23 protein-coding genes, 2 tRNA genes and 1 other RNA gene are annotated in these 24819 nt (G+C 27.7%); 12 read left to right on the top strand and 14 right to left on the bottom strand.

All coding sequences use genetic code 4. The features are described from left to right. Window positions 1-262: 262 nt before the first annotated feature. A complete protein-coding gene (locus FJM08_RS02125) occupies window positions 263-850 on the bottom strand; it encodes a diadenylate cyclase (protein ID WP_140031564.1) in 588 nt (195 codons plus the stop codon). Window positions 851-853: 3 nt separating this feature from the next. After that, a complete protein-coding gene (locus FJM08_RS07970) occupies window positions 854-1264 on the bottom strand; it encodes a hypothetical protein (protein ID WP_140031563.1) in 411 nt (136 codons plus the stop codon). A gap of 174 nt (window positions 1265-1438) precedes the next feature. Between FJM08_RS07970 and FJM08_RS02115 the strand changes: the two genes are divergently transcribed. Together FJM08_RS02115 and metK are read left to right on the top strand one after the other, a co-directional pair. After that, the gene (locus FJM08_RS02115; RefSeq protein WP_140031562.1) at window positions 1439-2632 is read left to right on the top strand and encodes a phosphoglycerate kinase; all 1194 of its coding nucleotides are present in this window, start codon (window positions 1439-1441) and stop codon (window positions 2630-2632) included. Between the two features lie 211 nt (window positions 2633-2843). Continuing rightward, window positions 2844-3989 (top strand): methionine adenosyltransferase, encoded by a 1146-nt coding sequence (gene metK / locus FJM08_RS07965; protein ID WP_140031561.1) that lies wholly within the window; start codon window positions 2844-2846, stop codon window positions 3987-3989. A gap of 51 nt (window positions 3990-4040) precedes the next feature. On the opposite strand, the gene FJM08_RS02105 is transcribed toward metK, so the two are convergent. Both FJM08_RS02105 and ychF read right to left on the bottom strand, forming a co-directional pair. After that, a tRNA-Trp gene (locus FJM08_RS02105) sits at window positions 4041-4114 on the bottom strand. Between the two features lie 32 nt (window positions 4115-4146). Continuing rightward, the gene (ychF, locus tag FJM08_RS02100; RefSeq protein ID WP_140031560.1) at window positions 4147-5244 is read right to left on the bottom strand and encodes a redox-regulated ATPase YchF; all 1098 of its coding nucleotides are present in this window, start codon (window positions 5242-5244) and stop codon (window positions 4147-4149) included. A 103-nt stretch (window positions 5245-5347) separates the two neighbouring features. Here ychF and FJM08_RS02095 point away from each other — a divergent pair, with 103 nt between their 5' ends. Next, window positions 5348-5929 (top strand): thymidine kinase, encoded by a 582-nt coding sequence (locus FJM08_RS02095; protein ID WP_140031559.1) that lies wholly within the window; start codon window positions 5348-5350, stop codon window positions 5927-5929. Between the two features lie 52 nt (window positions 5930-5981). Here FJM08_RS02095 and FJM08_RS02090 read toward each other — a convergent pair. Continuing rightward, a tRNA-His gene (locus tag FJM08_RS02090) sits at window positions 5982-6057 on the bottom strand. Window positions 6058-6116: 59 nt separating this feature from the next. Here FJM08_RS02090 and rnpB point away from each other — a divergent pair. From rnpB to deoC, 5 genes are all read left to right on the top strand, one after another. Beyond that, window positions 6117-6414, top strand: an RNA gene (gene rnpB / locus FJM08_RS02085) — RNase P RNA component class B. Window positions 6415-6519: 105 nt separating this feature from the next. Continuing rightward, entirely contained in the window at window positions 6520-7266 is a 747-nt protein-coding gene (locus FJM08_RS07960) for a DNA-processing protein DprA (protein ID WP_140031558.1), read from the top strand. A 60-nt stretch (window positions 7267-7326) separates the two neighbouring features. Continuing rightward, a complete protein-coding gene (gene deoD, locus FJM08_RS02075) occupies window positions 7327-8043 on the top strand; it encodes a purine-nucleoside phosphorylase (protein WP_140031557.1) in 717 nt (238 codons plus the stop codon). 1 nt (window position 8044) lies between these two features. After that, complete coding sequence (locus FJM08_RS07955; protein ID WP_140031556.1) at window positions 8045-9340, top strand: thymidine phosphorylase; 1296 nt, start codon at window positions 8045-8047, stop codon at window positions 9338-9340. 38 nt (window positions 9341-9378) lie between these two features. Beyond that, window positions 9379-10044, top strand: a complete 666-nt coding sequence (deoC, locus tag FJM08_RS02065) for a deoxyribose-phosphate aldolase (protein WP_140031555.1) — start codon at window positions 9379-9381, stop codon at window positions 10042-10044. 53 nt (window positions 10045-10097) lie between these two features. On the opposite strand, the gene rpsD is transcribed toward deoC, so the two are convergent. The 9 genes from rpsD to FJM08_RS07925 all read right to left on the bottom strand — a co-directional run bounded on the left by rpsD (window position 10098) and on the right by FJM08_RS07925 (window position 21799). Beyond that, complete coding sequence (gene rpsD / locus FJM08_RS02060; protein WP_140031554.1) at window positions 10098-10697, bottom strand: 30S ribosomal protein S4; 600 nt, start codon at window positions 10695-10697, stop codon at window positions 10098-10100. A gap of 245 nt (window positions 10698-10942) precedes the next feature. Continuing rightward, window positions 10943-12505 (bottom strand): MAG5620 family putative phospho-sugar mutase, encoded by a 1563-nt coding sequence (locus tag FJM08_RS02055; protein ID WP_140031553.1) that lies wholly within the window; start codon window positions 12503-12505, stop codon window positions 10943-10945. Then, the gene (locus tag FJM08_RS07950; RefSeq protein WP_140031552.1) at window positions 12498-14126 is read right to left on the bottom strand and encodes a hypothetical protein; all 1629 of its coding nucleotides are present in this window, start codon (window positions 14124-14126) and stop codon (window positions 12498-12500) included. The genes FJM08_RS02055 and FJM08_RS07950 overlap by 8 nt, the downstream gene beginning before the upstream one ends. Window positions 14127-14200: 74 nt before the next feature. Continuing rightward, window positions 14201-14377, bottom strand: a complete 177-nt coding sequence (locus FJM08_RS03450; protein ID WP_170177182.1) for a hypothetical protein — start codon at window positions 14375-14377, stop codon at window positions 14201-14203. A gap of 4 nt (window positions 14378-14381) precedes the next feature. Further along, a complete protein-coding gene (locus FJM08_RS08415) occupies window positions 14382-15293 on the bottom strand; it encodes a carbohydrate ABC transporter permease (protein WP_371690278.1) in 912 nt (303 codons plus the stop codon). Window positions 15294-15303: 10 nt separating this feature from the next. Further along, window positions 15304-16341: a carbohydrate ABC transporter permease gene (locus tag FJM08_RS07940; protein WP_140031550.1), complete on the bottom strand. Its 1038-nt coding sequence runs from the start codon at window positions 16339-16341 to the stop codon at window positions 15304-15306. After that, complete coding sequence (locus FJM08_RS07935) at window positions 16341-18332, bottom strand: ATP-binding cassette domain-containing protein (RefSeq protein ID WP_140031549.1); 1992 nt, start codon at window positions 18330-18332, stop codon at window positions 16341-16343. The genes FJM08_RS07940 and FJM08_RS07935 overlap by 1 nt, the downstream gene beginning before the upstream one ends. Before the next feature lie 54 nt (window positions 18333-18386). Next, window positions 18387-19613: a thermonuclease family protein gene (locus FJM08_RS07930; RefSeq protein WP_140031548.1), complete on the bottom strand. Its 1227-nt coding sequence runs from the start codon at window positions 19611-19613 to the stop codon at window positions 18387-18389. Between the two features lie 8 nt (window positions 19614-19621). Beyond that, window positions 19622-21799: a P68 family surface lipoprotein gene (locus FJM08_RS07925; protein ID WP_140031547.1), complete on the bottom strand. Its 2178-nt coding sequence runs from the start codon at window positions 21797-21799 to the stop codon at window positions 19622-19624. Between the two features lie 212 nt (window positions 21800-22011). Here FJM08_RS07925 and rnhB point away from each other — a divergent pair, with 212 nt between their 5' ends. The 4 genes from rnhB (at window position 22012) to FJM08_RS07915 (ending at window position 24818) form a co-directional block, all read left to right on the top strand. Further along, a complete protein-coding gene (rnhB, locus tag FJM08_RS02020; RefSeq protein ID WP_140031546.1) occupies window positions 22012-22611 on the top strand; it encodes a ribonuclease HII in 600 nt (199 codons plus the stop codon). Between the two features lie 151 nt (window positions 22612-22762). Continuing rightward, on the top strand, window positions 22763-23176 hold the full coding sequence (locus FJM08_RS02015) for an amino acid--tRNA ligase-related protein (protein WP_140031545.1): 414 nt from the start codon (window positions 22763-22765) through the stop codon (window positions 23174-23176). Next, window positions 23157-24128, top strand: a complete 972-nt coding sequence (locus FJM08_RS07920) for a hypothetical protein (protein WP_140031544.1) — start codon at window positions 23157-23159, stop codon at window positions 24126-24128. The genes FJM08_RS02015 and FJM08_RS07920 overlap by 20 nt, the downstream gene beginning before the upstream one ends. Before the next feature lie 15 nt (window positions 24129-24143). Next, window positions 24144-24818 carry a zinc-binding metallopeptidase family protein gene (locus tag FJM08_RS07915; protein WP_140031543.1) on the top strand — a complete coding sequence of 225 codons (675 nt, stop codon included), beginning with the start codon at window positions 24144-24146 and terminating at the stop codon, window positions 24816-24818. Window position 24819 lies beyond the last annotated feature (1 nt).

Raw genomic sequence — 24819 nt, 5'->3', positions numbered from 1 at the left:
AAATAAGTTATTACTACAAATACACAATGTTGAGTTAAACAAACTCAAATAAAAAAGGAAATAGGATGAATATAAAAGTAATAAAAATGACTACATTGGGAAAGTGATAATTATAGAAAAAGGGGAACACTATAAAACACAAAACAAAATAGTAATAACTTTATTAGTGACAAGACAATAAACATGCATAAAATGTAATGCTAATAAATCTTGCGCGAATATTATAACATTAATAATTTAATTTTTTTTAAAATAAAAAACTTTATTCGGTATCTTTGAATAGATCAAATAAAGTTCCTTGTAAATTTTCTAATGATACAGAAGTAAAAAGACCGTTTTTGGCTATCGTTATTCCGCCAGTCTCTTCACTAACAACAATTGTAGTTGCATCGCATAATTCACTAATGCCCATCGCAGCTCTATGTCTTGCGCCATATCTATTATCAATTGATTTTTTAGTAATTTTATAATATGTTGCTGCGTAATAAATTTTATTATTGCGAATAATAATTGCGCCATCATGTAATGGTGTGTGTTTATTGAAAATAGTAATAATTAGCGACGAAGAAATGTTGGCATCAATAATAATTCCGTCGGTTCTTAGTAAATCCAAGTTATCTTTATTTTCGATTGTAATAATTGCGCCGGTTTTTGTTTTAGCTAGATATTCAATAGCTTCTTTTAATTGATAAACAACTCTAATTCGGGTCGATTGGCCAAGTTGTTTTTTAAATGATTTATTAGTTTCTATTTTTTTAATAAAATTATATGCGTAGTTAATAATAATAATTAACGAAACAATAATAAGAATTGCTAATATAAAATACAATAGTTTTGTTTGTAAATTCATACTCTATCACCACTTATTTAATCCCACAATAATTAAAAGCATAATACTAATTAATGCAGCAACAGCAACGATAATTAAAACTCTAGCAGTTTTTGAATATGAATGTGCCCTTTGTGCAATTGGTGACTCAGATCACTTCTTATATTCGATATAACTTTCGTATTTTGCGGATATTTTATATTGACGTTTTTGCGATTCTTGTTTTGCAGTTTGCAATTTTTCATCCATAGTTTTCATTCAACGAATAGCTTGAAATTTTTCAAAAATTTCCATTTCTGAATATTCTTTTAAAAATTTAGCGTTTTTTTTGAAAGCGTAAAATTCATTTATAATCAAAGATAAACTATCCTTTTCAGGGTCGTATGTTAAGGTACGAGTATCTTTTTGCTTTTGAGCATTTAAAATCTTTGCCATTTCTTCTCCATAAAATTATTCAAATTATACCAAATAAATTAAATTGCATATTGAATTATAAATTCAAATGTTTGCTAACCTATTTAGCAATTTATTTTAAAAAGTAAATTATTTTTAATAATTATAATAACATTATTATGTAGAAATAATTACAATAAATTATTAAGGAAAATAATGAAAAAAACGATTGAAAATATTAATTTTGAAAACAAAAAAGTAATTTTGAGAGTTGATTTTAATGTGCCAATTTCAAACGGTCAAATCACTAATATAAAGCGCATTGAAGCTGCATTACCAACTATTAACTATATTTTAAGTAATGGTGCTGCTTTAATTATTTTATCGCACTTAGGCAGAATTAAAAGTATTGAAGATACAAAAACAAAGTCACTAGATATAGTTGCTAAAAAATTAGAACAATTATTAAATAGAAAAATAATTTTTATAAAACAAACAAGGGGAAAAGAAGTTGAAGATATTTGCCGAAATTTAAAGGCAGGTGAAATTGTAATGCTTCAAAATACTCGCTTTGAAGATTTGAATGATAAAGCTGAATCTTCAAATAATGATGAATTAGCTAAATATTGAGCAAATTTAGGTGACATATATGTAAATGATGCCTTCGGCGCAGCACACCGTGCACATGCATCTACTCATGGCATTGCCAAATATTCAAAAGAATCGGCGCTTGGATTTTTAATGAACAAAGAAGTTGAAAATCTAGAGAAATTACTACACGATTTTAAAAGACCATTTATCGCTATAATTGGTGGAGCGAAAATAAGTGATAAAATCGGAGTTTTAGAAAAACTATTTAACATCGCCGATAAAGTTTTGATTGTTGGCGGAATGGCTTACACTTTTAGAAAAGCAATGGGATATGAAATTGGTAATTCAATTTTTGAAGAAGATAAAATTACAATTGCAAAAAAATATTTAAACACATACAAAAGTAAAATTATTTTGCCAATTGATAATGCATACACAAATGAATTTGCAAATAACTTACCTAAATATACAAATGAAAAAAATATGGATATTCCCGCCGGAATGATGGGGCTTGATATAGGGCCAAAAAGTGTTGAACTTTTCGCAAATGAAATTAAAGATGCAAAAACTATTTTTTGAAACGGTCCGGCCGGTGTCACTGAATTTAGCAATTTTGAAGCTGGGACTCGCGGAATTGCAATTGCAATCGCAAAAAATTCTAATTGTTTTTCAGTTGTTGGTGGTGGCGACTCAGTTACAGCAATTGCAAAATTAGGATACGAAGATAAGTTTAGTTTTATTTCAACCGGCGGAGGCGCTTCGATTGAATTTGTTCAAGGTAAAAAATTGCCTGGACTAGAAATTATTCAAGACAAATAATAAAGTTTAAAAAAATAATTTAAAATGATTAAAACGAGACAAATTATCTATATAATAGATATATCAAAATACATAGAGAGTTGCTCAGCGTTACTGCAATGAGGCATGCCAACCTACTTTAAGCAAGGTGGACTGTAAGGGATTTTATCTAACATGTATATAACTTGTTTTAAAACCTTTCTGCTCTTTATTGAATAGAAAGGTTTTTATTATGAAAAGATTTTTAACTTCAGAGAGTGTCGGCGCAGGGCATACTGATAAAATTTGCGATCAAATTTCAGATGCAATATTAGATGCTTTGTTAAAAAAAGATCCTTATGCAAGAGTTGCTTGTGATGTTCTTGCAAATAACGATGTTATTTATATCGGTGGACAAATAACCACTTTAGCATATGTTGACACCATTAAAGAAACATGAAAAATTCTAAAGCCATTAGGTTATAAGGAAAGCGATTTTACAATTATAAATAAAATCTATCCACAAAGCCCAGACATTGCTATGGGTGTAAACGAAAATGAAAATCATGAACTAGGAGCAGGAGATCAAGGAATTCTATTCGGATTTGCTTGTGATGAAAATGAATATTTTATGCCTTGAGCAATAGTTTTAAGTCACGAACTTGTCAAACGTGCCGAAACTTTAAGACGAATTAAAAAATTCAAATGAGCTAAAAGCGACATGAAAAGTCAAGTGACAATTGAATATGATGATGCAAAAAATACAATTAAAATTCAAAAAGTATTAATGTCAATTCAACACGAAGCAAACTATAACGAAAAAGATTTCAAGAAATTTATTAAAGAAAAAATTATTGATTTTGTAATGAGACAACATAATTTTAATTTGGATTATGAAATATTAATTAATCCAACTGGTAGATTTGTAATTGGTGGTCCTGTAAGTGATACAGGTTTAACAGGCCGAAAAATTATTGTTGACACATACGGCGGATTTGCTCATCATGGCGGAGGTGCTTTTTCAGGAAAAGATGCTACAAAAATCGATCGCTCGGCTGCTTATATGGCAAGATATATCGCAAAAAATATTGTTGCTGCTAAAATTGCTAAAAAATGTGAAATTCAACTTTCATATGCAATTGGCTTACCACGTCCACAATCAATATATGTTGATACATTTGGCACTTCAGAATATAATGAAGAGACAATTCAAAAATTAGTTAATGATTTATTTGATCTTTCTGTTGCAGCAATCATTAAGAAATTAGACTTACGCCGGCCAATATATCTTCAAACCGCAACGTTCGGACATTTTGGCAGAAATGACCTTGATTTGCCATGAGAAAAGCTAGATATGGTAGATAAAATAAATAAATATATTAAAGAATTAAAAAAATAGATTTTTGCTGTCTTCGCTAAATCTATTTTTTTAATTGTACTTATAAAGATATGGCGGGGGTTAAAGGAATCGAACCCTTACAAACAGTTTTGGAGACTGCAGTACTACCATTATACTAAACCCCCATAAATACTTCCTTTTAAGGAAATAACAAATTTTATTTGGCAACTTTGAAATAGCAAACATCGCCATCTTGCATCAAATAATTTTTACCTTCAAGATTAATTTTGCCGGCTTCACGGCAACCTTTTTCACCTTGGTATTTAATATAATCGCTATATTTAATAACTTCAGCTTTAACAAATTTTTTTTCGAAATCGCTGTGAATAATACCAGCGCATTCAGATGCTGACATTCCATTTTTAAAAATTCAGGCACGAGCTTCAATTTCACCAGCAGTAAAATATGTTGATTGATTTAATAAATAAAAGCTATTTTTGATTATTGAATCTATTCCTGATTCTTCAATACCATATTCTGATAAAAACATTTGCTTTTCATCTTCTTCAAATTTGCAAACTTCATATTCAATTTTAATGCAAATAGGAATTAAAATCTCATTTGCAAGACGTGATTTTAGATTTTGAAAATGTGGTGAAGTATTCAAATTTTTATAACTATTGGAATCTAAATTTGCAACGTAAATAGTCGGTTTAGAAGTCAATAGTTGATATGATTTGATAATTTGCTTTTCTTCATTAGTTAAATCAAGATCTTTAACCATTTTTTCATTTTGAAGCGCTTCACGAATCTTAAGAACAAGTGAATATTCAAATTTTAATTCTTTATCATTTCCGCTTTGAGCTTTTTTAGCAATTCGATTTACAATATTTTCAATAGTTTGTAAATCCGCGAGTATCAATTCTAAATTAATAGTATTTAAATCGTTGATCGGATCAATTTTATTTTTAACATGCACAATATCATTATTTTCAAAACAACGAATTACGTGCACAATCGCGTCAACTTCACGAATATTTGATAAAAATTTATTGCCCAAACCTTCTCCCTTAGAAGCGCCTTCCACAAGTCCAGCAATATCAACAAATTGAAATGTAGCGGGAACTATTTTTTTAGTGTTAACAATCTTTGCTAATTCATCAAGTCTTTTATCTTTTAAATTAACGATTGCAACATTGGGCTCAATAGTTGTAAAAGCATAATTTGCCGACTCTGCTTCATTTAAAGTTAAAGCTGAAAATAATGTACTTTTGCCAACATTGGGTAGCCCTACAATTCCTGCCTTTAGTCCCATATCAAAACCTCCAATTAATTTTAATAAATTATAATAATTAATTAATAACTTATGATTTATTATATTCCAAATTTAGTAAAATACTTTTGTAAGGGGAAATGATATGTATAAAAATTTTAATGAGGGGATGATTGAGGTTATAACCGGGCCAATGTTTAGTGGCAAAAGTGAAGAACTTTTAAGAAGAATTAGAACGCTAGAATATGCCAAATTGAAACCACTAGTAATAAAACCAAAATTCGATATTAGATTTTCGGATAATGAAATTGTTAGTCGTAGCGGATCTAGGCACAAAACAATTGTTTTGCAAAATATTAGTGAAGTTTATGAACTTTTAAAAAATAGTGAATATAAAGCTATTGCAATAGATGAGGCAAATTTTTTTGGTGCCGAATTAATTGAGGTAGCCAAAAATTTGGCTAATTCAGGTTATTTGGTGATTATATCTGGCTTAGACCAAGATTATTTGCAACGCCCTTTTTCGCCAATACCAGAATTACTTGCCATGGCTGAAAGAATAACTAAATTGCAAGCTGTGTGTATAATTTGCCAACATGCAGCTTCAACAAGTTTTCGCAAAGTAAAAAATAATGAAACCAACCTTTTAGGCGACGTAAATGAATATGAGGCAAGATGCAGAAAATGCCACAATTTAGGATTAAAATCACAAAAAAATACAAAATAAATCAAATATATATTTTGTAATTTTTTTATCATTAAAAAATGAAATAAAAAAATGGGGCGTTTGATGGGGATCGAACCCACGTATGCCGGAGCCACAACCCGGAGCGTTAACCACTTCGCCACAAACGCCATTTTCTAAATTGCTATCTTATTTTATCATAATACAATTTAATTATTATAAAATTATTACACACGGCTAACTGCTATATTTTTATAGAGGAAAATCCGCTCTAGCACTTGCTGCGACGCAAGTAGTGATCATGCTAGACCAAATAAGTCTAGGCAATCATTTAGATTGACGACTAGTGCAACAGAGACGAGCTTATTAATTTAAGATGCAACGATGTAAACTCCATGAGTTAGAAACCCAAATTTAGGTAGGGGAACCGAATTAAGGGAATTGAACTAAGATTCGGAAACTATTAACTTAGTTTAGATAAATAGTTAGCGCTATATTTTGTATAGTACAGAAAGCGGTTTATAGTGTAGGGCGGCATATGCCGTTCTTTTTTTCGCTATTTTTTCACTAAAATAAAACGCCCTCGCTAAATTGAATTTTAATATAAATATAAAAACAAAAAGGAAAAAAATATGAATGAATTTTTAATATATTTTAGTTATAAATATCTTGGTGACTGAGATGCAATTTATGAAGCAATTAGAACAAAAGAAAAAATTGATTCTAAGCAATTTGATGATTATCTTAAATATGAAAATATAAAGACCAAAAAATATATAACAATATTAGACTCCAACTTTCCAAAAGAGTTCAATTCTGTTATTAAACCGCCTTTTGCTATTTATTATCATGGAAATTTAGATATTCTTAGCAATGAATGCGAGAGGATTTGCTTAACCGGAAATTATGAAACTAATGAAAGTCTAAAAATATTGGCGAATATTGATTTTAAAACAAGCGAATTTATCTTTGTTACTGAATCTTGAAGCGGCTTTGATAGTAAAATTGTTGACAAATTACTTGCCAATAATCAAAAAATTATAATTGTTTTAAGCAGTGGAATTGATTGAGCAAAACAATATCTAGATTCCAAATATTTAGAAAATGACAATGTTTTGATTTTGTCTGAATATCCACATTTTTATCATCCAATTAAAAAATCAATTTTCGCTAGAAATAGAATCGTAGCTGCATTAGCTAACAAATTGATACTAATTTCAAGTACAAAATTTAAAATTATGCCACTTGTAAATGCGTTTTTAGAAAATGGAAAGAATGTATTTTGCTTTAGTGACAACACACAAAATAATGATAATATCGCTTTAATTAACGATGGAGCACAATTAATCACTTCAATTAATGATATTGTCACCTCTTAATCGTTTTCTTTTGTTAAATTTATTATAAAATAATAAATATAAACATATAAAGGAGAATATATGACACCACATATTAACGCTAAAAAAGGTGCATTTGCAAAATTGGTGTTAATGCCTGGGGATCCTCTTCGCGCAAAATACATTGCTGATAATTATTTAGAAAATGTTGAACTTGTTTCTAATGTTAGAAATGTATTAATGTACACTGGATACTACCAAGGTAACAAAGTTTCAATTTGCGCTTCAGGAATGGGCGTACCATCAATCGGAATTTATTCTTATGAATTATTTAATGAATACGGTGTTGAAGCAATAATACGTATTGGTTCAGCGGGTTCACTAAAAGCTGAAATTAAAAATTATGAAATGATATTAGCTAAAGATGCATATAGTACGAACACCACATTTAGAGCCAATATTATTAAAAACAACTTTGAAAATACTGCTAAACCAAATGATGATTTGAATAAATTAATATTAAAAAATGCCAAACTTTTAGGAATGAAAATTCACGAAGAACGTGTTTTATCTGAAGATGCATTTTATTCTTGTTCCTCAATTGAGGAAAGAATAGAAAAGTCAGAAGGTGCTGTTTGTGTTGAAATGGAAGCATACGGTTTATTTACCGTTGCAGAAAAATTAAATAAAAAAGCAGCAACAATTTTAACAATATCTGACAATTTGATTACAAAAGAATATACAACAAGTGAAGAAAGACAAAATTCATTTAATGAAATGATGAAATTAGCATTATCATTAGCAAAGGAATTTCAATAAAATGCGTTTTATAGATATCATTAATAAAAAGGTTGAAAACCAAAAACTATTAAAAGAAGAAATTGAATTTTTTGTAAATAACTATGTGAACGGTAGCATTCCTGACTACCAAACATCAGCTTTTTTAATGGCAATACGAATAAACGGTTTAAGTGATGAAGAAACTGCTATTCTAACTAATGCTATGATGCTTTCGGGTGATGTGCTTGATTGAAATTTTTTAAATAAGACTATTGTTGATAAACACTCAACTGGTGGTGTAGGTGATAAAGTAAGTATTGCACTATGTCCAATATTAGCTTCACTAGGTTTAACAATTGCAAAAATGTCAGGTCGCGGATTAGGACACACTGGCGGAACACTTGATAAATTGGAATCTATTGACGGGTATAACATTATGCTAAGTGATGAAGAATTTAAAAATGTTGTTCAAAAGCATGGGATTGCCATAGTGGGACAAAATACAAAACTGGTGCCAGCCGATAAAAAAATTTATGCTTTGCGTGATGTAACAGGAACGGTTCAATCAATACCACTTATTGCCTCATCAATTATGTCTAAAAAATTAGCCACTGGATCTAATTGCATTTTGCTTGATGTTAAGTGCGGCGATGGCGCATTTATGAAAAATATTGAAGAAGCAAAAAAATTAGGCAAGTTAATGATTCAAATTGGTAAAAAATTAAATAGAAAAATTGCTGTTGAAATTACAAATATGGAACAGCCGCTAGGAAAAGCGATTGGTAATAAAATAGAAGTTTTAGAAGCAGCGCAAACATTGAAGGGCAATGGTCCTAAAGATTTTACCGAAATCATCTACTCTTCAGCAAAAACGTTACTTATTCTATCTGATTGCGCAAAAGATGAAGCTGAAGCTAAACAAATGATAGATAAAGCGATTATTTCAGGTAAGGCTTATGAGAAATTTATTGAATGAATCAGCGCACAAGGCGGAAATGCTAAATTAATCGAAGATAAAAATTGATTTAAACCAAAATATAAATTTGAAATTTTTGCAAAGCAAAATGGTTATTTAAAAATTAAATCTGCAATTTCATTTGGTCTAGTTGCTATGAAATTAGGCGCAGGGAGAAGTAAAAAAGAAGATTCAATTGATTATGACGCAGGAATCTATTTAAACAAATCATCTAATGATTATGTAAATGAAGGTGAATTATTATTTACTCTATATTCATCTAAACCAATTAATAATGAATTGGAAGATGAATTAATAAAAGCTATTGAATTCAATGATAAAAAATATAACATTAAGTCAGTATTTGAAAAAATGTATTAATTTAAAATTAAAGTTTAAAATTTTTAATAGGAGAAATTATGGAATTAAACAAATATATCGACCATACAAATTTAGCACCATCTGCTACATTCAAAGATATTGATAAATTAATTGAAGAGGCAAAAAAATACAATTTTAAATCAGTATGCATTGCTCCATCATTTATAAAATACGCAAAAGAAGCTTTAAAGGAAACTGATGTTTTAGTTTGTACAGTAATAGGCTTTCCATTAGGATATAACGCAACTAGTGTTAAGGTTTATGAGACAAAAATTGCAGTAGAACATGGCGCTGACGAAATTGACATGGTTATAAATATTGGCCGCTTTAAAGATCAACAATATGAATATGTTTTAAATGAAATTAAAGCTATCAAAGAGGCATGCAACGGAAAATTATTAAAAGTTATTATTGAAACGGCACTTTTAACAACCGCAGAAATTGCTAAAGCAACAGAAATCGTTATGCAGTCAGGTGCTGAATACATTAAAACTTCAACAGGTTTTTCATATCGTGGAGCATCATTTGATGATGTCAAAACCATGAAGTCAGTTTGTGGCGACAAATTATTAATTAAGGCTGCTGGCGGAATCAAATCAAAAGAAGACGCAGAAGAAATGATTAAATTGGGCGCAAGTCGACTAGGAACTTCAAAATCAATCTTAATTATTGAAGGTAAAAAATCTGATAATTCTTCATATTAATTATCAAATTAAAAAAATAAAAATGTCGCTTTTAAGTAAGCCGACATTTTTTATTAACGGTTGTAGTATTCAACGATCAATGATTCGTTAATTTCTTTAGCAAATTCGTTACGTTCTGGCAATCTAGTGAAAGTAACTTTGAAATCAGATTTAGTTAATCATGGAGCTACTGACATAACTTCAATTGCTTCTTTAACAGAAACATTGTTTTGTAGACTTTGTTTCATTTCAATAACTGAGCCGAGTTTGATAATCATTGAAGGAATATTAGCCTTGTGACCATCAACCAAGAAATGACCATGGTTTACGAATTGTCTTGCTTGTGCTCTTGTACGTGCTCAACCAGCTCTGAAAACCAAGTTATCCAATCTTGACTCAACTAGTTGTAATAAGTTAACCCCAGTAACACCTGATTTTTTTGAAGCTAATGTAAATAATGTTTTAAATTGACGTTCGTTAATTCCATACATGTATCTAACTTTTTGTTTTTCATACATGTGTAATTGATAATCAGATGGTTTTGATTTTTTGGCTCCGTGTTGTCCTGGAGCAGTTGTACGTTTTTTACCCTTTGTAAATTCTTTATTATTTTCTAGCAGTGAAATTCCATATCTTCTACTTTTTTTGAAAATTGATCCTGTAAATCTTGACATATTATTTTCCTTTCGAATATGCAAAGACTATTTAATAATTCTTATGTGATGTTTTTATTCTAATGATTTCAGAACTACAGCTTGCTTACTTTCAAATTTATTAACAAAACAAAAGCAATTTACATAATATTATTATGCTGAGTCAATGCAACTACTATTTTACACTATTTTTTTATATAAAGTTTTCTTTTTTAAATGACAATTAAAATTGTGGCAATTAGTTAAAAACTTATGCCACAAAGGTTTTAGATATTTGGTATTAGTGGATTTGAATAATTTGCTAAAAACTTTACAAAATATTTTTTAAATTTAAGATAAATGTTGCCAGGTTTTCTTTTCTCTTTGCAGATAAAAATTATTGCTTGTAATTCATAAGAGTATTTAACAAAAAGTGATTCAGTTTCATTTGTGAAAGTAATTTTTGCAATATATCTTTCTTTTTCGTTTGTAGCATAGTTACGAATATCTTGCAATTCTTTAATTTCAATTTGATTAATAAAAGTTTGCGAAAATAATTTAGTTTCAAATGATTCAATATTATCAAAATGGCATGGAATAGAAAACATAGAAACAATAGAATCCTCAATTTGTGTTAAATTTTGAATTTCAATTTCTTTAAATTTAAAATGTTGGGTTTCATAGTAATTTAACATATCTGCGATTACTGAAAGTGATAAAAAGGCGTCGCTATTTCTACCGTCCAAAAAACCAAAATTCATTTCAAAATTCTCATTTATTTTAAGAGATTTTTTCTCTATTAATTGATTATTTAAATCAATAGAAAACTTTAAATCATATTTTTTAGCAATACGTTCAAAAAGTTCAATATTATTTGCAATTGAACATAAAATTTTGTCAATTTTAATAGACTTTTCATTCGTTTTTGCAACGTTGTTGACAAATAAAATGTAATTTGCAGCCAAACTATTAATATCTATAAGCGAATATTCAAAGCTATTTCTTCTTGCGTATACATATATTTTTTTGAAATCATATGAAAATTTAATTAAGTAATTAATATTTTTCAATTTATGTAATTGATATAGTTTAATGCGAATTTTCATTGGACAATCTTCGGTCAATGTAAATTTAAGATTTTTGTAACCAAAATCGTTCTTGCCCATTATTTTTTTAATAAATAATTTATTTAGATTGTTATCAATTATTCCTAATCTAATAATTTTGTTATCACTTTTAGTATGATTGAATTCAATTATTTCAGAAGTGTATTCATTCAATAATTTTTCTAGATTTAAATATAAGGGTTCATCTAAAAATTCTTTTACATTATATAAAGATGAATTAATCATATTGTTTGATATTTTTTCAATTGTTTCGTTATTAATGGAATCGCAATTTTTATTATAAATTGACAAAGAAATAAAATTGTTAAATGAATATTGAGATAAATAAATAATAAAATCAAATTCTTTAATTTTACTTGTAGAATATTTTAAAAAAGAATACGAAACAGGCGCGTTTTTAAAAAATAAATAAGATGATATTTTATTAGCTTTAAATACATAATTAATGTTTTTTAAATATGATATAAATTCATTATTAGAACCATCATGAGCAAGTAAGATTTTTGCTTTTTTATTTGCTAAGGTGTCGCAAAATGATTGTGCAAAAAGCTTTATCGTCGCGTCATTAAATTTTGCACAAGAAATTCCCTTTTCGCCAATAAATGAATTATTTAAATGTGGTAATTTCTCATTAAATTTTTTTTCATCTATTTGTTCTATTTTTTTTAGAATTTTTTTATTATTGTTTTTATAATAATCTAAATATTCGTTATATTTATTCATAATTAAGTGTCAAACCTTTCTTTAATTTTTCTAAAAATTCATCAAATGTAATTTTTTCTTTATATTTAATTGAATTATACATGTATTCATTGATTGCTCATTCAATGTTCTTACGAAACCTATTGCTATTTATATCAACGGGCTCTTGAAATCCAACTAATTTTTTATTTTCAAGTAAATTTAAAAAAGATTTGATTGCTAAATTTTGTTCATCCTTTTTACCAAAATTTTCAGCAAAGTTATGACTAGGAAAAATATAACCCATAACATATGAAATATATTCAACTGGAGTTAATGCTACTTTTTTTCCATCTATTTTTCAATTTTTAATATTATTTTTATCATAAATTCAGTTTACAAAATTCATTACCGATTTATTTTCAAGATCAGTCTTCTTGATTGCAATTATATTATTGCCTTGAATTAAAAATGATCCCTTTTCTTGCGAATTAGCAATTAAATTTTTAGTTGGCGCTGAAAAAAGTGAATATTCTGTTGGGCGTTCAATAATTTTATCTTTTAAAGTGTGAAAAATTCGACCAGATACAAGCATAAACATTTTATTTCTAAAATTATAAGTTTCAGTGGCGTTTATTTTACTATTTAAAACAGACAAAGAATTATTTTGCATATGTTTATATAAAAATTCGTAAAGTTTTTTTATGGATTTTTGTTTATCGAAAGTATCAAAGTCATAATTTAAAAAACTTGAAGCTTTATTTCTTTTTAAGAAATATTCAGCCATATTATCATGTGCATCATGAAAAAGTAACGAATATGCATAATTGGCAGAATGTCTCACAAATAAAACACTTACAGAATTATCACGTTTTTGGTTAGATACTGAATATGAAATATAATTTGAAATTGACATTAATCCAGTATTTGAACAAAATAAATCATCTGAAAAAGTGAAATTACTATTTGATTTTAAAAAATTAACATCAAATTCTAATTGCCTTGTTTTTCAACGTTCATTTAATTCCATTTTTTCATTGTTAGATAATGAATTGTAAATATTTATCGCCTTATCAAATATTTTATGTTTTTTGTCTTTTTTAAACAATTTAAAATTTAAATTATTTTTTTTAATAAATTCTTTTAACTTATTAAGATACAAACCTAGTAATCAATTATTAATTATAAAATTATCACTAATTGATCCAAATGGAAGAAAATGAACATTATTTTGATTTTCAATTCCAAACGATTCGTCTGACATTAAAAAACGTTTATCAATGTCGGAATTTTGCGCAATTTCACGTAGATTGAGTGTTCGATCATAGCTAGCTGCAATATTTGCTAGTGAGGGATAATGTAAAAAAAGATTAGGGATTTCTTTGTTATTTGTTATTAAATCAAGTGATGCTTTGGTAAACAAATTATTTCTATCAGGCGTGAATTGCAAATTAACAGGCATATAAGATTTTGTTTTTGCAATTTCATTATTGTATTTATTAATTAATTCACTAAAAAAACGTGAGTCAAATGAATTTTTTTGAAAAGGTATTTTTCAAATTATTGCATTTGTTGTTTGTTTAGAACAAGCGTGCAAAGGTAATAGTATAAATGGTGCAACTAATAAAGTTGACGTATAAATTGCTTTCTTAATTTTTAACATGGTATGTATTATATAAAAAAAAGACCATAGAGCAACATTTATGGTCTTATTTTTAATAGATATAAATATAGAATTTAACTATAATTTGCAGGAAATGAGATTAATCCATATAGTGCTAATATTGCAACAATTAATCCTGCAATCGCTGATACAATAATTCCAGTTAGTCCAACGGTTTTTAAAACTTTAGAAATTTTTTGCCTTTTTTGAAATTTTCTTTTGTCAAAATTTGAGAATTTTTTATCTTCCATAATTTTACCCCTTGGTTGCATTGCCTTGTCTTGAAATTGCAGCCATAATTCTTCTACGTAACGCAAAGTATGCAATGAACATTGGCAAAATTGCTAATATAGTTGCAGCCATACGTATACTTATGAATACGAAATCACGTTCAGCGCTGGCATCTTTTCCTGTGCTAAATACTCATAAGTTCATAGGGCGTCATAATGAATTTGTATCCGAAATTAATAGTGAAGGCCATGTATATGAGTTTCATGATGCAAATGCTGTTAAAATGGCTACTGTTCATGTTGTTGATTTAACCATTGGTAAAGCAATATTAATAAAGTATCTAAAACTACTTGCGCCATCAAGCATTGCTGATTCTTTAACTGAATTAGGAATAGCTTCAAAGGCGTTTTTGTACATAAATGAAAAGAATATTGAAGCAGCGAATGGAATTATTAATGATAAAACAAGTCAACTTTTAGTTTGTCAGCCCAGAGTTACGATAACTTTATATTGACCCGAAAGTAATGCTATTTCTGGCAAAATCATCAATGCTAGAAATATAGTGAAAAATGTTTTCTTGCCTTTTCAATTTTTAATTGAAAGAGCATATCCTAGTGTCATTGAAAAGAATAATCTAACTAAAATTGACACTAGTGTTACTCCTGAGGTAAATAATAAGGATTGTAGATATCCTTCCTCCAAAGCTTTTCTTATGTTTTCAAAATGGAATATTTTGTCTTTTAGATCAAATCTGCGTGGAAACAAAATGGTAACATCTGGTCTACTAGATTGTCATTGTATTGAAGTCAACGATTGACTTATCATAAAATAAAATGGAAATATTATTAATAATGAGAAAAGGCCTAATACAGCTACCTTAAATATCATTGAGAGAATTTTGGGAGCCAAACTCGTTGATGAGTATGGTTTCGACATCAATTCTTGTTTAGAATTCAAATAGTGCTTTTCTCGTCAATGACGAATTTTCAATCCGGTTAATAACACTTTTTTCTCCTAACTTGTTTCCTAAACGGAACAATGTAAATACAATTTTTCTCAATCCAAATGAAATAATAATTCCCAATACAAATAACACAACAGATGAAGCTCCAGCTCTACCAAAATCACTTCCTTTGGTAAAGTGGAAAATATATAGCATTAAAGATTGTCCATTATATTGCATGGCATTATCTGATGAGTTATTGAATAGAGCCAATGGGAATGTTTTAATTCCGCCGATTATTCCCATTGTAAATAAAAATGTAATAGTTTTACTAATTGCTGGCAAAGTAATTGTAAAAAATTGTTTTGTTGGCGAAGCCCCATCAATTGATGCTGATTTGTATAAATCTTGATTAACTGACAACATGGCGGTTGTTAATATTAATATTTGAAATGCCAAGCTTCCCCAAATACCTCTTATTAAAATTATTCAAAATGAGTTTCAACTTCCGTTGCTAGTGTCATCTAAAAATCTAATTGGACGTGAAACTAATTTTAACCTTAATAAAATGTCATTTATCATACCACCTTGGGTTTTGAAAATATATGCAAACGCCATTGATACAGCAATAGCTGAAGTTACATATGGTAAGAAGAAAACGGTTTGTCAAAATCCTCTAGCTCATTTTTTAATAACTTGACTAATTGCACTACTGATTAGTAATGAAATAACTAAACTTATTGGCAATGATAATATTGCATATACAAGTGAGTTTCTTATTGCTATTTTAAATTGTTCATCATGAAAAATAGATTTGTAATGATCTATTCCAAATTTAATATCATTTGCATGGAACCCTACACGTGGAGTTATTGATGTATAAATAACTAAGATAAATGGAATTACCGTTAACAATAAAATTGTTAAAATCGATGGTAGCATTAGCAAAAATGGTTTTCAAAATTTTGTTCTAGTATTTAAAACGCTTAGAGACGAACCTGTGTTAACAATACGATACTTTTTTCAAAAATATATTTTCATTAGATTCGTTCTTTTGTATCTATATCAAATAAATGATATAGATTCTTATTTTTGATATTTAATTTTACAATTTCACCAATATCATAATGGGTTTTAGCGCCTAAAAATACGTTTGCGATTTTATTAATTTCTTTAATAAAAATTTGTGCCTGAATTTCTTTACCTAAATATTCGACAATGCGAATTTCACCTTCAAATACACCGTCTTTTGCTTCAATTAACGATTCACCTCTAAAACCTATATCAATACTTGATTTTTTATAATTTGTTGGTATTTTAATTAAAGGCATTCCGGCGTAAACAACGTTCTCGCCTTCAATTCTAGCCTCAAAAATTGTCATTTCAGGCATACCCAAGAATCTAGCCACAAATTCGTTTTTAGGTTTTAGATATAGTTCCATAGGACTACCAATTTGTTGAACTTGTGCAGTCGACATACATACAATTTTGTCACTAATTGACATAGCCTCTTCTTGATCATGGGTAACAAATACTGTTGTTATACCTAATTCTTGTTGAATAGAGCGTATTCACTTTCTAGTTGAAATACGTAATTTAGCATCAAGGTTAGAAAGTGGTTCATCTAATAGTAATATTTTTGGTTTTTTAACAATTGCCCTAGCAATTGCAACACGTTGTTGTTGCCCACCAGATAATTGTGTGGGGCGCTTTGCTAGATTTTTTGTTATTTCTACACGTTCCGCTACTTCTAGAACGTCGCGAACAATAGCTTCTTGTATTGTTAAGACATCTTTTGATAGTTCATTTATTTTTACAAGTTCTTTTTCTGGCATCATTTTTAACAAGCTATTACATTTGCTTTTAAATGTACCATTCAAAAGTTTTTTGCTTTCAAAAAGTGGTGTAAATAAATCTAAAATTACTTTTTTATAATTATTTTCTGTTTCTTTAACTGTCAAATTGTAACGTTGTTTAATTGCAGCGATTTCTTTGCGCAATTCAGATTTTGCTTGAAGTTGCTTTTTAGCAATTAATTCTTTATACGCTTGATTTATTAAAAGAGTGTTGTTTTGTTTTGCGGCCGAATATTTTTCTTGATATTCAGTAACTAAAGGTTTAGTAGTAAATTTCTTGCGTGCAACAGAATATTCATTTTTAATTGTAGTAGCATTTTGTGAGTAATCTTTGTTTAAGCGCTTAATAGCTTCCGCATTTGCTTGTTTATTTAACTGTAGTTTTGCTAATTCATCATCATAAGATTTTTTTAATGATGATAGTTTAAAATTGCGAGATAATTTTAACTCTGCAATCTTTATCTTGGCATTTTCCTTATAGTTTTTAATATCTTCGATTACTTTTTTAGTTAAATTTGTCAACTCTGCAATTTTCTTTGTTTTTAAAAAGTTGTAGCGATTTAACTCATCGTCAATGATATTGTTATATTCAGAAACCAAATCGCTTAAATATTTATTAGTTTCTTTTGGATTATCAATAGTAAAATAACAAGATTTTTCAATTGTTTTAATTTTTTCGTCAAGCTCGCTGCTATTAGCATAAAAATACTTCAACATAACTTTATAAATATCAAGTTGCGCTAGTTTAGATTTTTCTAATGTTTCAGCTTTTCAGTGCTTGTCATTGTAAAGAGGAAATGCAATATTTTCATAAACTGACATATGTGGATACAATGCATAGTTTTGAAATACAAGTCCAAGTTCTCTTTGTTGAGGAGAAAATCTAGTTACATCTAGGCCTGCGAAAAATATTTTTCCGCTTGTTGGTCTAAGCAAACCCGAAATTGCATTTAGCGTTGTGGTTTTACCTGATCCCGATGGACCCAATAATGTTACTAGTTCGCCTCTTTCAATGTTAAATGATGCGTTATCTACCGCAAGGGATTCGCCAAAATCTATTACTAGATTTTTGATTTCAATTGCTGGTAGATTTTTTTTCATTTCATATCTTTGAGTAGAGAAACTATGAATTTTTTCTTGTGATAACATTTCGGTTGTTTTAGGATTTGTTTTCATAGTATTCCTTTAAATAAATGGTTATTTTTCTAAAGAGATATTTATTTAAGGTCTTTAGTTTTTTGTTTTAGCTAATGTTAAATGTTTTTGTAATTCAGAAATTTCTAATTTAATTTCCTCAAAGTCTTTATAAATTGAATTTAATGTTTCAAAAATTTCAACTTTGGTTTGTAAATTATATAAATGATATTTTTGCTTTTCAGAACCGATAGTTGATTCATCATATTTTTTAATGTGATCTTTTAAGATTTCAATGGCGTCTAGAATTATTTTTTTAGTTGCATTTATTCGAAATTCTTGTGTGTTAATTGAATTTACACGTTTTGAATTTTCTTTATTGTATTTATCAACAAATTTGTATATGTTATTTTCTGCATCTGATTTTACACCTCTTCATAATTTGGGGTGCATTATAAATCTAGAGGTAGAAATAATTTCCTCACCGTGTTCAAGATATTCTTTAGCAAAATCATAAGGCCCATTGAATTGTTCTTTTTTACCAGATAATTCAAATTCGCCATAAAATCCACGTTTATTAATTATTGCATCATTCATCGCATATGCAGCATATGGCAATAAATATGAATATAGATTTTTATCATTGTCAAATGGATCTCTATAAGAATATGTAAAATCATTAATTGCTTCTTCAGGAATTCTAGCTAAAGTGTATCCTGCAGCAAGCATTTCAATTGCAAAATTTTTCTCATACTTTTCGCCAAAGAAGATACTTCCGACATGACGATTATACGTTTTGTTGGTTCAATTTTCAGAGACAACTCTAACTTTTGTACCCACTGGTAAAAGTTTTCTAGCATAATTGCTATCAATATGTGCTAATGATTTTTCACGTTCCTTTACCCCTGAAGTATGTTCTTCCAAGGTATCAATCATTGGAATTCTAATTTTAATTTCGGAAGGAATACTAATTTCCTTGCCGTTGTATGAAATTCTAGGTGGTTGCGTAACTTCTAAACTAATAGTATCGCCATCAACTACATTTTTAATTTTGGCTTCAATATAGTTGAATTTTTCTCATAGTGTACGCTTTATTTTAACAATGTCCCCAAATTTGTCTTTTATTTCATTTTCGACATTTTGATATAAAATTCTGCCGACATTGTGATAATCGTTAGCCTTTAGACTTGCATAATTTTCTTCTAAATTTTGTTCAATATCTGTTTGAACTAATTTCTTATTGCAAGAAGAAGCAACAGCTAACGGCAAAATAGCAGTTGTTGCAATTGTTAAAAATAATAATCTTTGTTTTAATTGTTTCATTTTTAAAATTAATCTAATTTAAACGATTTTTCAATATTTTTAACGAATTTTTTGAAGTCTGTGATTGTATTTGATTGTGCATCAGCTGTTGCTGAATCTGCAGCAGATGTAATAGCACTTCTTAATGCATCTGATTCTGAAGCTGCAATATCATCTGAAGTTATATATTTTAGATCCATAGCAACTTTTTTAAAGTTTTCAAAGGCTATTTTCATTGCTTCATTAAATTTCAATGAAGGATCGTTCACTTCTTTTTTAAAGAATTCATCTGTAGGAGATATATAGCTTGCAACCTGATTAAATGCATCTAGTGGAGAAATATTTTGAATTTTTTGTTCTGTTTCGTGACCCTTTTTTCCGATCTTAAATGTTATTTCATCTAGCTTAGTTTTATACAATCATTCAATAAACATTTTTGTTGCAACGTCTTCTTTTTCATTAGCATGAATTCCAATTAAAGATGGGCCTTGAGTAAATACGCCTTTTTTTTCATTAGATAAGTCGTATGATAATGGTGCTGAAATTCAAGTAGCATCTTCTTTGTTTACCAAGTTACTTGCATCTTGTTTTTCTGATACAACTTGATCTTTTTTCAAAAATAGGTATTCTTTATCATCATTTTTAAAGAATTTACCAAGTACTTTTCCAGAAAGTTCCTTTGTTTTTGTTTCTGAACCAGATTTATAATTAAGAACAATCTTTTCACCATCAATTTTAAAGGCTCCGGTTTTTTCAATAATAAAACCTTCAGCGCCTTTATAACCGGTCGCATCTTTTTCAGAAAGTGAAATAGCTATTTGATCCGCTTCTGTATTAGCTAATTGTTTGTTGTAGTTTCCGACTTTGCTTGATTCTGCAGTACTTAGGAAAATTGAGTTTGAATATTTTCCTGATTTAAAGTAAAGTACTTTGTCGTTTGTAAAATCTTTTGAAGTTTTAATTGATTCTAATGGTTCAATAAGTTGGTAATTTGTATCTTTTATTTTATGTTTAAATATATCGTCTCCAGAACCAGTAACATATGTGTGACTAAATCCCGCTGTTGAGCCGATACTCATTGCTAAGTTATATCCGGTCAATAATGAAGAACCATATTTTCCGGCTCCTCCAACTCAAACAGCGCCTTCGTTTATACCTTTTAATAATAAATCAATAATTTTCTTGAAAAGTTTATATTGTTTGCTGTTTTCGTCTCTTAAAAATGAGCGGAAATCTCAACCACCAGTTTTTACCAAAGCTGGATTAGGGGTTATATATCCATCTTCTAATTTTCCACCTGAGATTGCTGAAGCCATAACATTGATTGCATTTGGGAGCGAGTCAAATCCTAAAACATAATTAGAGATATTGTGTGGATACATTGATTTTGCAGCAATTGCTAAATTAATAATTCCTTCATATGAAGTAAATAATTCATCGTTTAATTTGCCCTTAACGTGTTCTTTTATCTTAGCGATCACTTTTTCTTTATCTTCAGTTTTATATTTGCCGCCATCTCAAACATTATCTATTCCACTTTTTTCCTGATTATCATCCTCATATGATTTAATATATTCATTAATTTTTGTAGCGTTATCTGGATCAACTTCCAAACTTGCTAATTCTTTTAATTCTTTTAGCAATTTGCCTAACAATTTTTTTGCAACTGCATTCATTTCTGAAGATCTTGAAAATGGAATTGCTCATTTTTCGTTATTTGAATTACCAGCAATTGTTTTGTTTAAATCCTTGAATGCTTTTGCAATTCCAAAGCTTTCATATTTAGCTTCGTCAATTGCGATATTCATTTTGTAACGTGCTAATAATGAGGCTGCAGCTGGATAGTTAATAATAATGTTGTAAAATTCTTTTTTGTCTTTTGATGTTAATTTTAAACTTAAATCACCAGTATTATATCCTTTAGCTGATGTCTTAATTTCAGCTGGCAAGTAACCTTCGGCTTTTTTATTTGTTGAAGATCACGCTTTTGAACCAGCGTCATAGCCAATTCATTTGTTATAAGCGTTAACAATTCCTTGTAATCCTTGTCCTTGAACGTTGGTTGATGAAAAACCTGCTGAGATTTGGATTATTCCATCAAATTCCTGTTCAAATCTTGGACTGTTGCATCTAGAAGCTAATGGAGCCGTTGCTAATATTGCTGTTGCAGGAACAACCGCCAATAAAACCTTATTAATTTTTTTCATTTAATTTCCTTTCTATTTTATTTTTTAAATTTATATTGTCATTTTAAAAATAAAAACTAAAATAACACCAATGTGCTATTTTGGTTAATTGTTGCTCGTGAAATAAATTAAAAATTCTATATTTTTCACATTATTATTCTATTATACTTCGCTATCTTTTTAATGAAAAACCCAAATATTTATTATAATAAATATAAATTTAGAGAATAACTATGAAAAATCTTGATTTTGAGAACAGCATTAACGACTATAAATCACTAATTATTGCCGGAACTGATGAAGCAGGAAGAGGTTGTTGCGCTGGGCCTTTATTTGTGGCCGCAGTTATTTTGCCAACAAATTATCAAAATAGTGAAATTAATGATTCGAAGTTATTAAGTGAAGCAAATAGAAATAAACTCTATGACGAGATTGTTAAAAATGCCTTAGCATATTCAATAGTGGAAATTCCTGCATCTGATATTGACAAATATAATCCAAAACAAGCTTCAAAAATAGGTATGAAACTTGCGATTCAAAAATTAAAAATTAGGCCTTCGCTTGTGATTACTGACTATGAAGAAATTGATATCAATATTAAACAAATAAATTTAGTACACGGTGATTCGCTTAGTGTAAATGTAGCAGCGGCATCCATTTTAGCTAAAGTGAGTCGTGATAGAAAAATGTATGAATTAGCTAAAAAATATCCGCAATATCATTTCGAAAAAAACAAAGGTTATTGTACAAAAAGCCACACTCAAGCTTTGCGTAATTTTGGGGCTTGTCCTGAACATAGAGTAAGTTATAAAAACGTAAAAGTAGTTTTGTAACTTATTTTTTAAAGACATAAATTTCCTTACTATTAAAATTATAATCTTTGTAATTGTTTTATTGCTATAACTATTTTGTTTTAAAAAACTATTGTAATCAAAAAAGTATAAAAGTATAATTATATTAACAACAAAATAACGAAAGGCAGATATGATAATAACTGATCCAAATATATATGAAGAGGCAAAAAAGGAAAAATACTTAATTAAAAAATTTAATAATAGTGGTATTTTTTTAAATAATTTTCCAGCAAAATTAGTACCTTTTTATCAAAAAAATGTTTCTAATAGAGCAATAAATTCTGATTTCTTAATAGGAATAGGTGAAACCATTGGAATGGGTCAAAAATGTGAAACATATGAAGAAACAATAAATTCCATTAGATTACATAATAATAATCCTAATGAATATAATTGATACTTTAAAATGAAAAAAGAAAAACCTATGCAAACTTCTGGATTTGGTGTTGGAATAGAAAGATTAATATTATTTTTAATAAATGAAGATGATATAAGAAATGTTGTTGTTTTACCAAGGGATACAAATGAAAATATTGAACTATAAAAATGAATTATTTGAATTATTGAATAATTCATTAATAGAATACAATAAAAAAAACACAACTAATTTATCTTTAATTATTACTGGTTCTTATGCTTTATCAGAATATAAATTAACTAATAGAAAACCAAATGATATAGACTTATCATTTGTAGGTAACACAAATTTTTATGTTGAAAAAGATTTTGTTTATTTTTTGAATTCAAAAATTAATTCTTTTATAGAAAGAGAAGATGATAATTTAATTACGCTAAATTCAACTAAATTTGGAAAAATTGAATTTGTTTTATTTAATCATATAGATAAAAGCTGAATAAAACCTATAAATGAATTTTTATATATTGTTGATTCAATTTTTTTAATATTAGGAAAAATAACAATGTTAAATTACATTATGTCTGATTATTATTTACATAATGATAAATATGAAAAAATTACAAATACTTTGAATGACATTATTTTTATAGATAATAAAATAAATTTTTTCGAAAATGTAAATTATGAAGAAATAAAACCATACTTATTCGCAATAATAAATAATTCTTGTTTAATTTTCATTTATTATAAATACGATAAATTTTTATGGTGACAAAAATATAATTATTTTATTGAACAAAATAAAATTTTTATGCCTATATTTTTGAAAATAAATGATTTTTTTGAAAATATAAAAAAAATAAAAAATATAACTAATTTCATTTCCTTTAATGAAATTTTAGTAAAAAATTTTCATGATGGATTTATGGAGAAAATAATAAATGATTATGATTTTATTTCGCCTTCAGGAAATGAAGATATATTTATAAACAAAATTTTTAATAATGTAAAAAAAATAAATGGTGGTTATATCTTAAATGAAAATGAAACTTCAAATCTACTATTCATATCGCATTCAGATGAAGCTACTGGTATTTTAGTAAATGATCAAATTTATAATTTAGGTACTATAAATTAAAAACCAACAAATAATTTGGACTTATATGATATAAAGGGTAATAAAATTTATCAAAACATAAAATTTAAAATAAATGATAACTATATTTTTTCATCTGAAAAAAATATAAAAATAAATAGACCTAAAATTGAATTTTTAAATAAAAATGAAATTAAATTAAATAATAAACAACCATATTTTATAGTTTCTAATGAAAAATCAAAAATAAAAAATTTTAACTTTTCTAATAGAAATAATGATAATAAAATAAATGTATTTTTATTAAAATGAGTAATTCAGAATTTTACAAAAATACCTAATATTTTATTAACTAAAAGTGAAGAAGTTGGACTTTCAGGAATAAAATCATTGAAAAAAAATATAAAAAGCAATATGTGCGTTAATTTTGAAGTATCAGAACAAGACAATTGAGAAAAACATGGAATTTTAATAAGAATAGCTGATTTTTTTACTCCATTAAAAATTGATTTTTTTGACAAAATAAGTAATTTATTAAATATATACTCAATACCATATGATATTTATTATGGTTCGGGTTCTACAGATATAACTGAATTAAATGATATAGATAATTCTATTACAATAGCAATACCATCTAATTCAATACATTCAATGTCTTCAATGATTAACATAATAAATATTATTTATTTATTAAAATCAATTTGAATATTAAATGAAAACTTAAATTAAT

It is taken from the genome of Metamycoplasma equirhinis (assembly GCF_006385185.1).
GTDB lineage: Bacteria > Bacillota_I > Bacilli_A > Mycoplasmatales > Metamycoplasmataceae > Metamycoplasma > Metamycoplasma equirhinis.
This window is presented reverse-complemented; position numbering and strand designations above follow the sequence as displayed.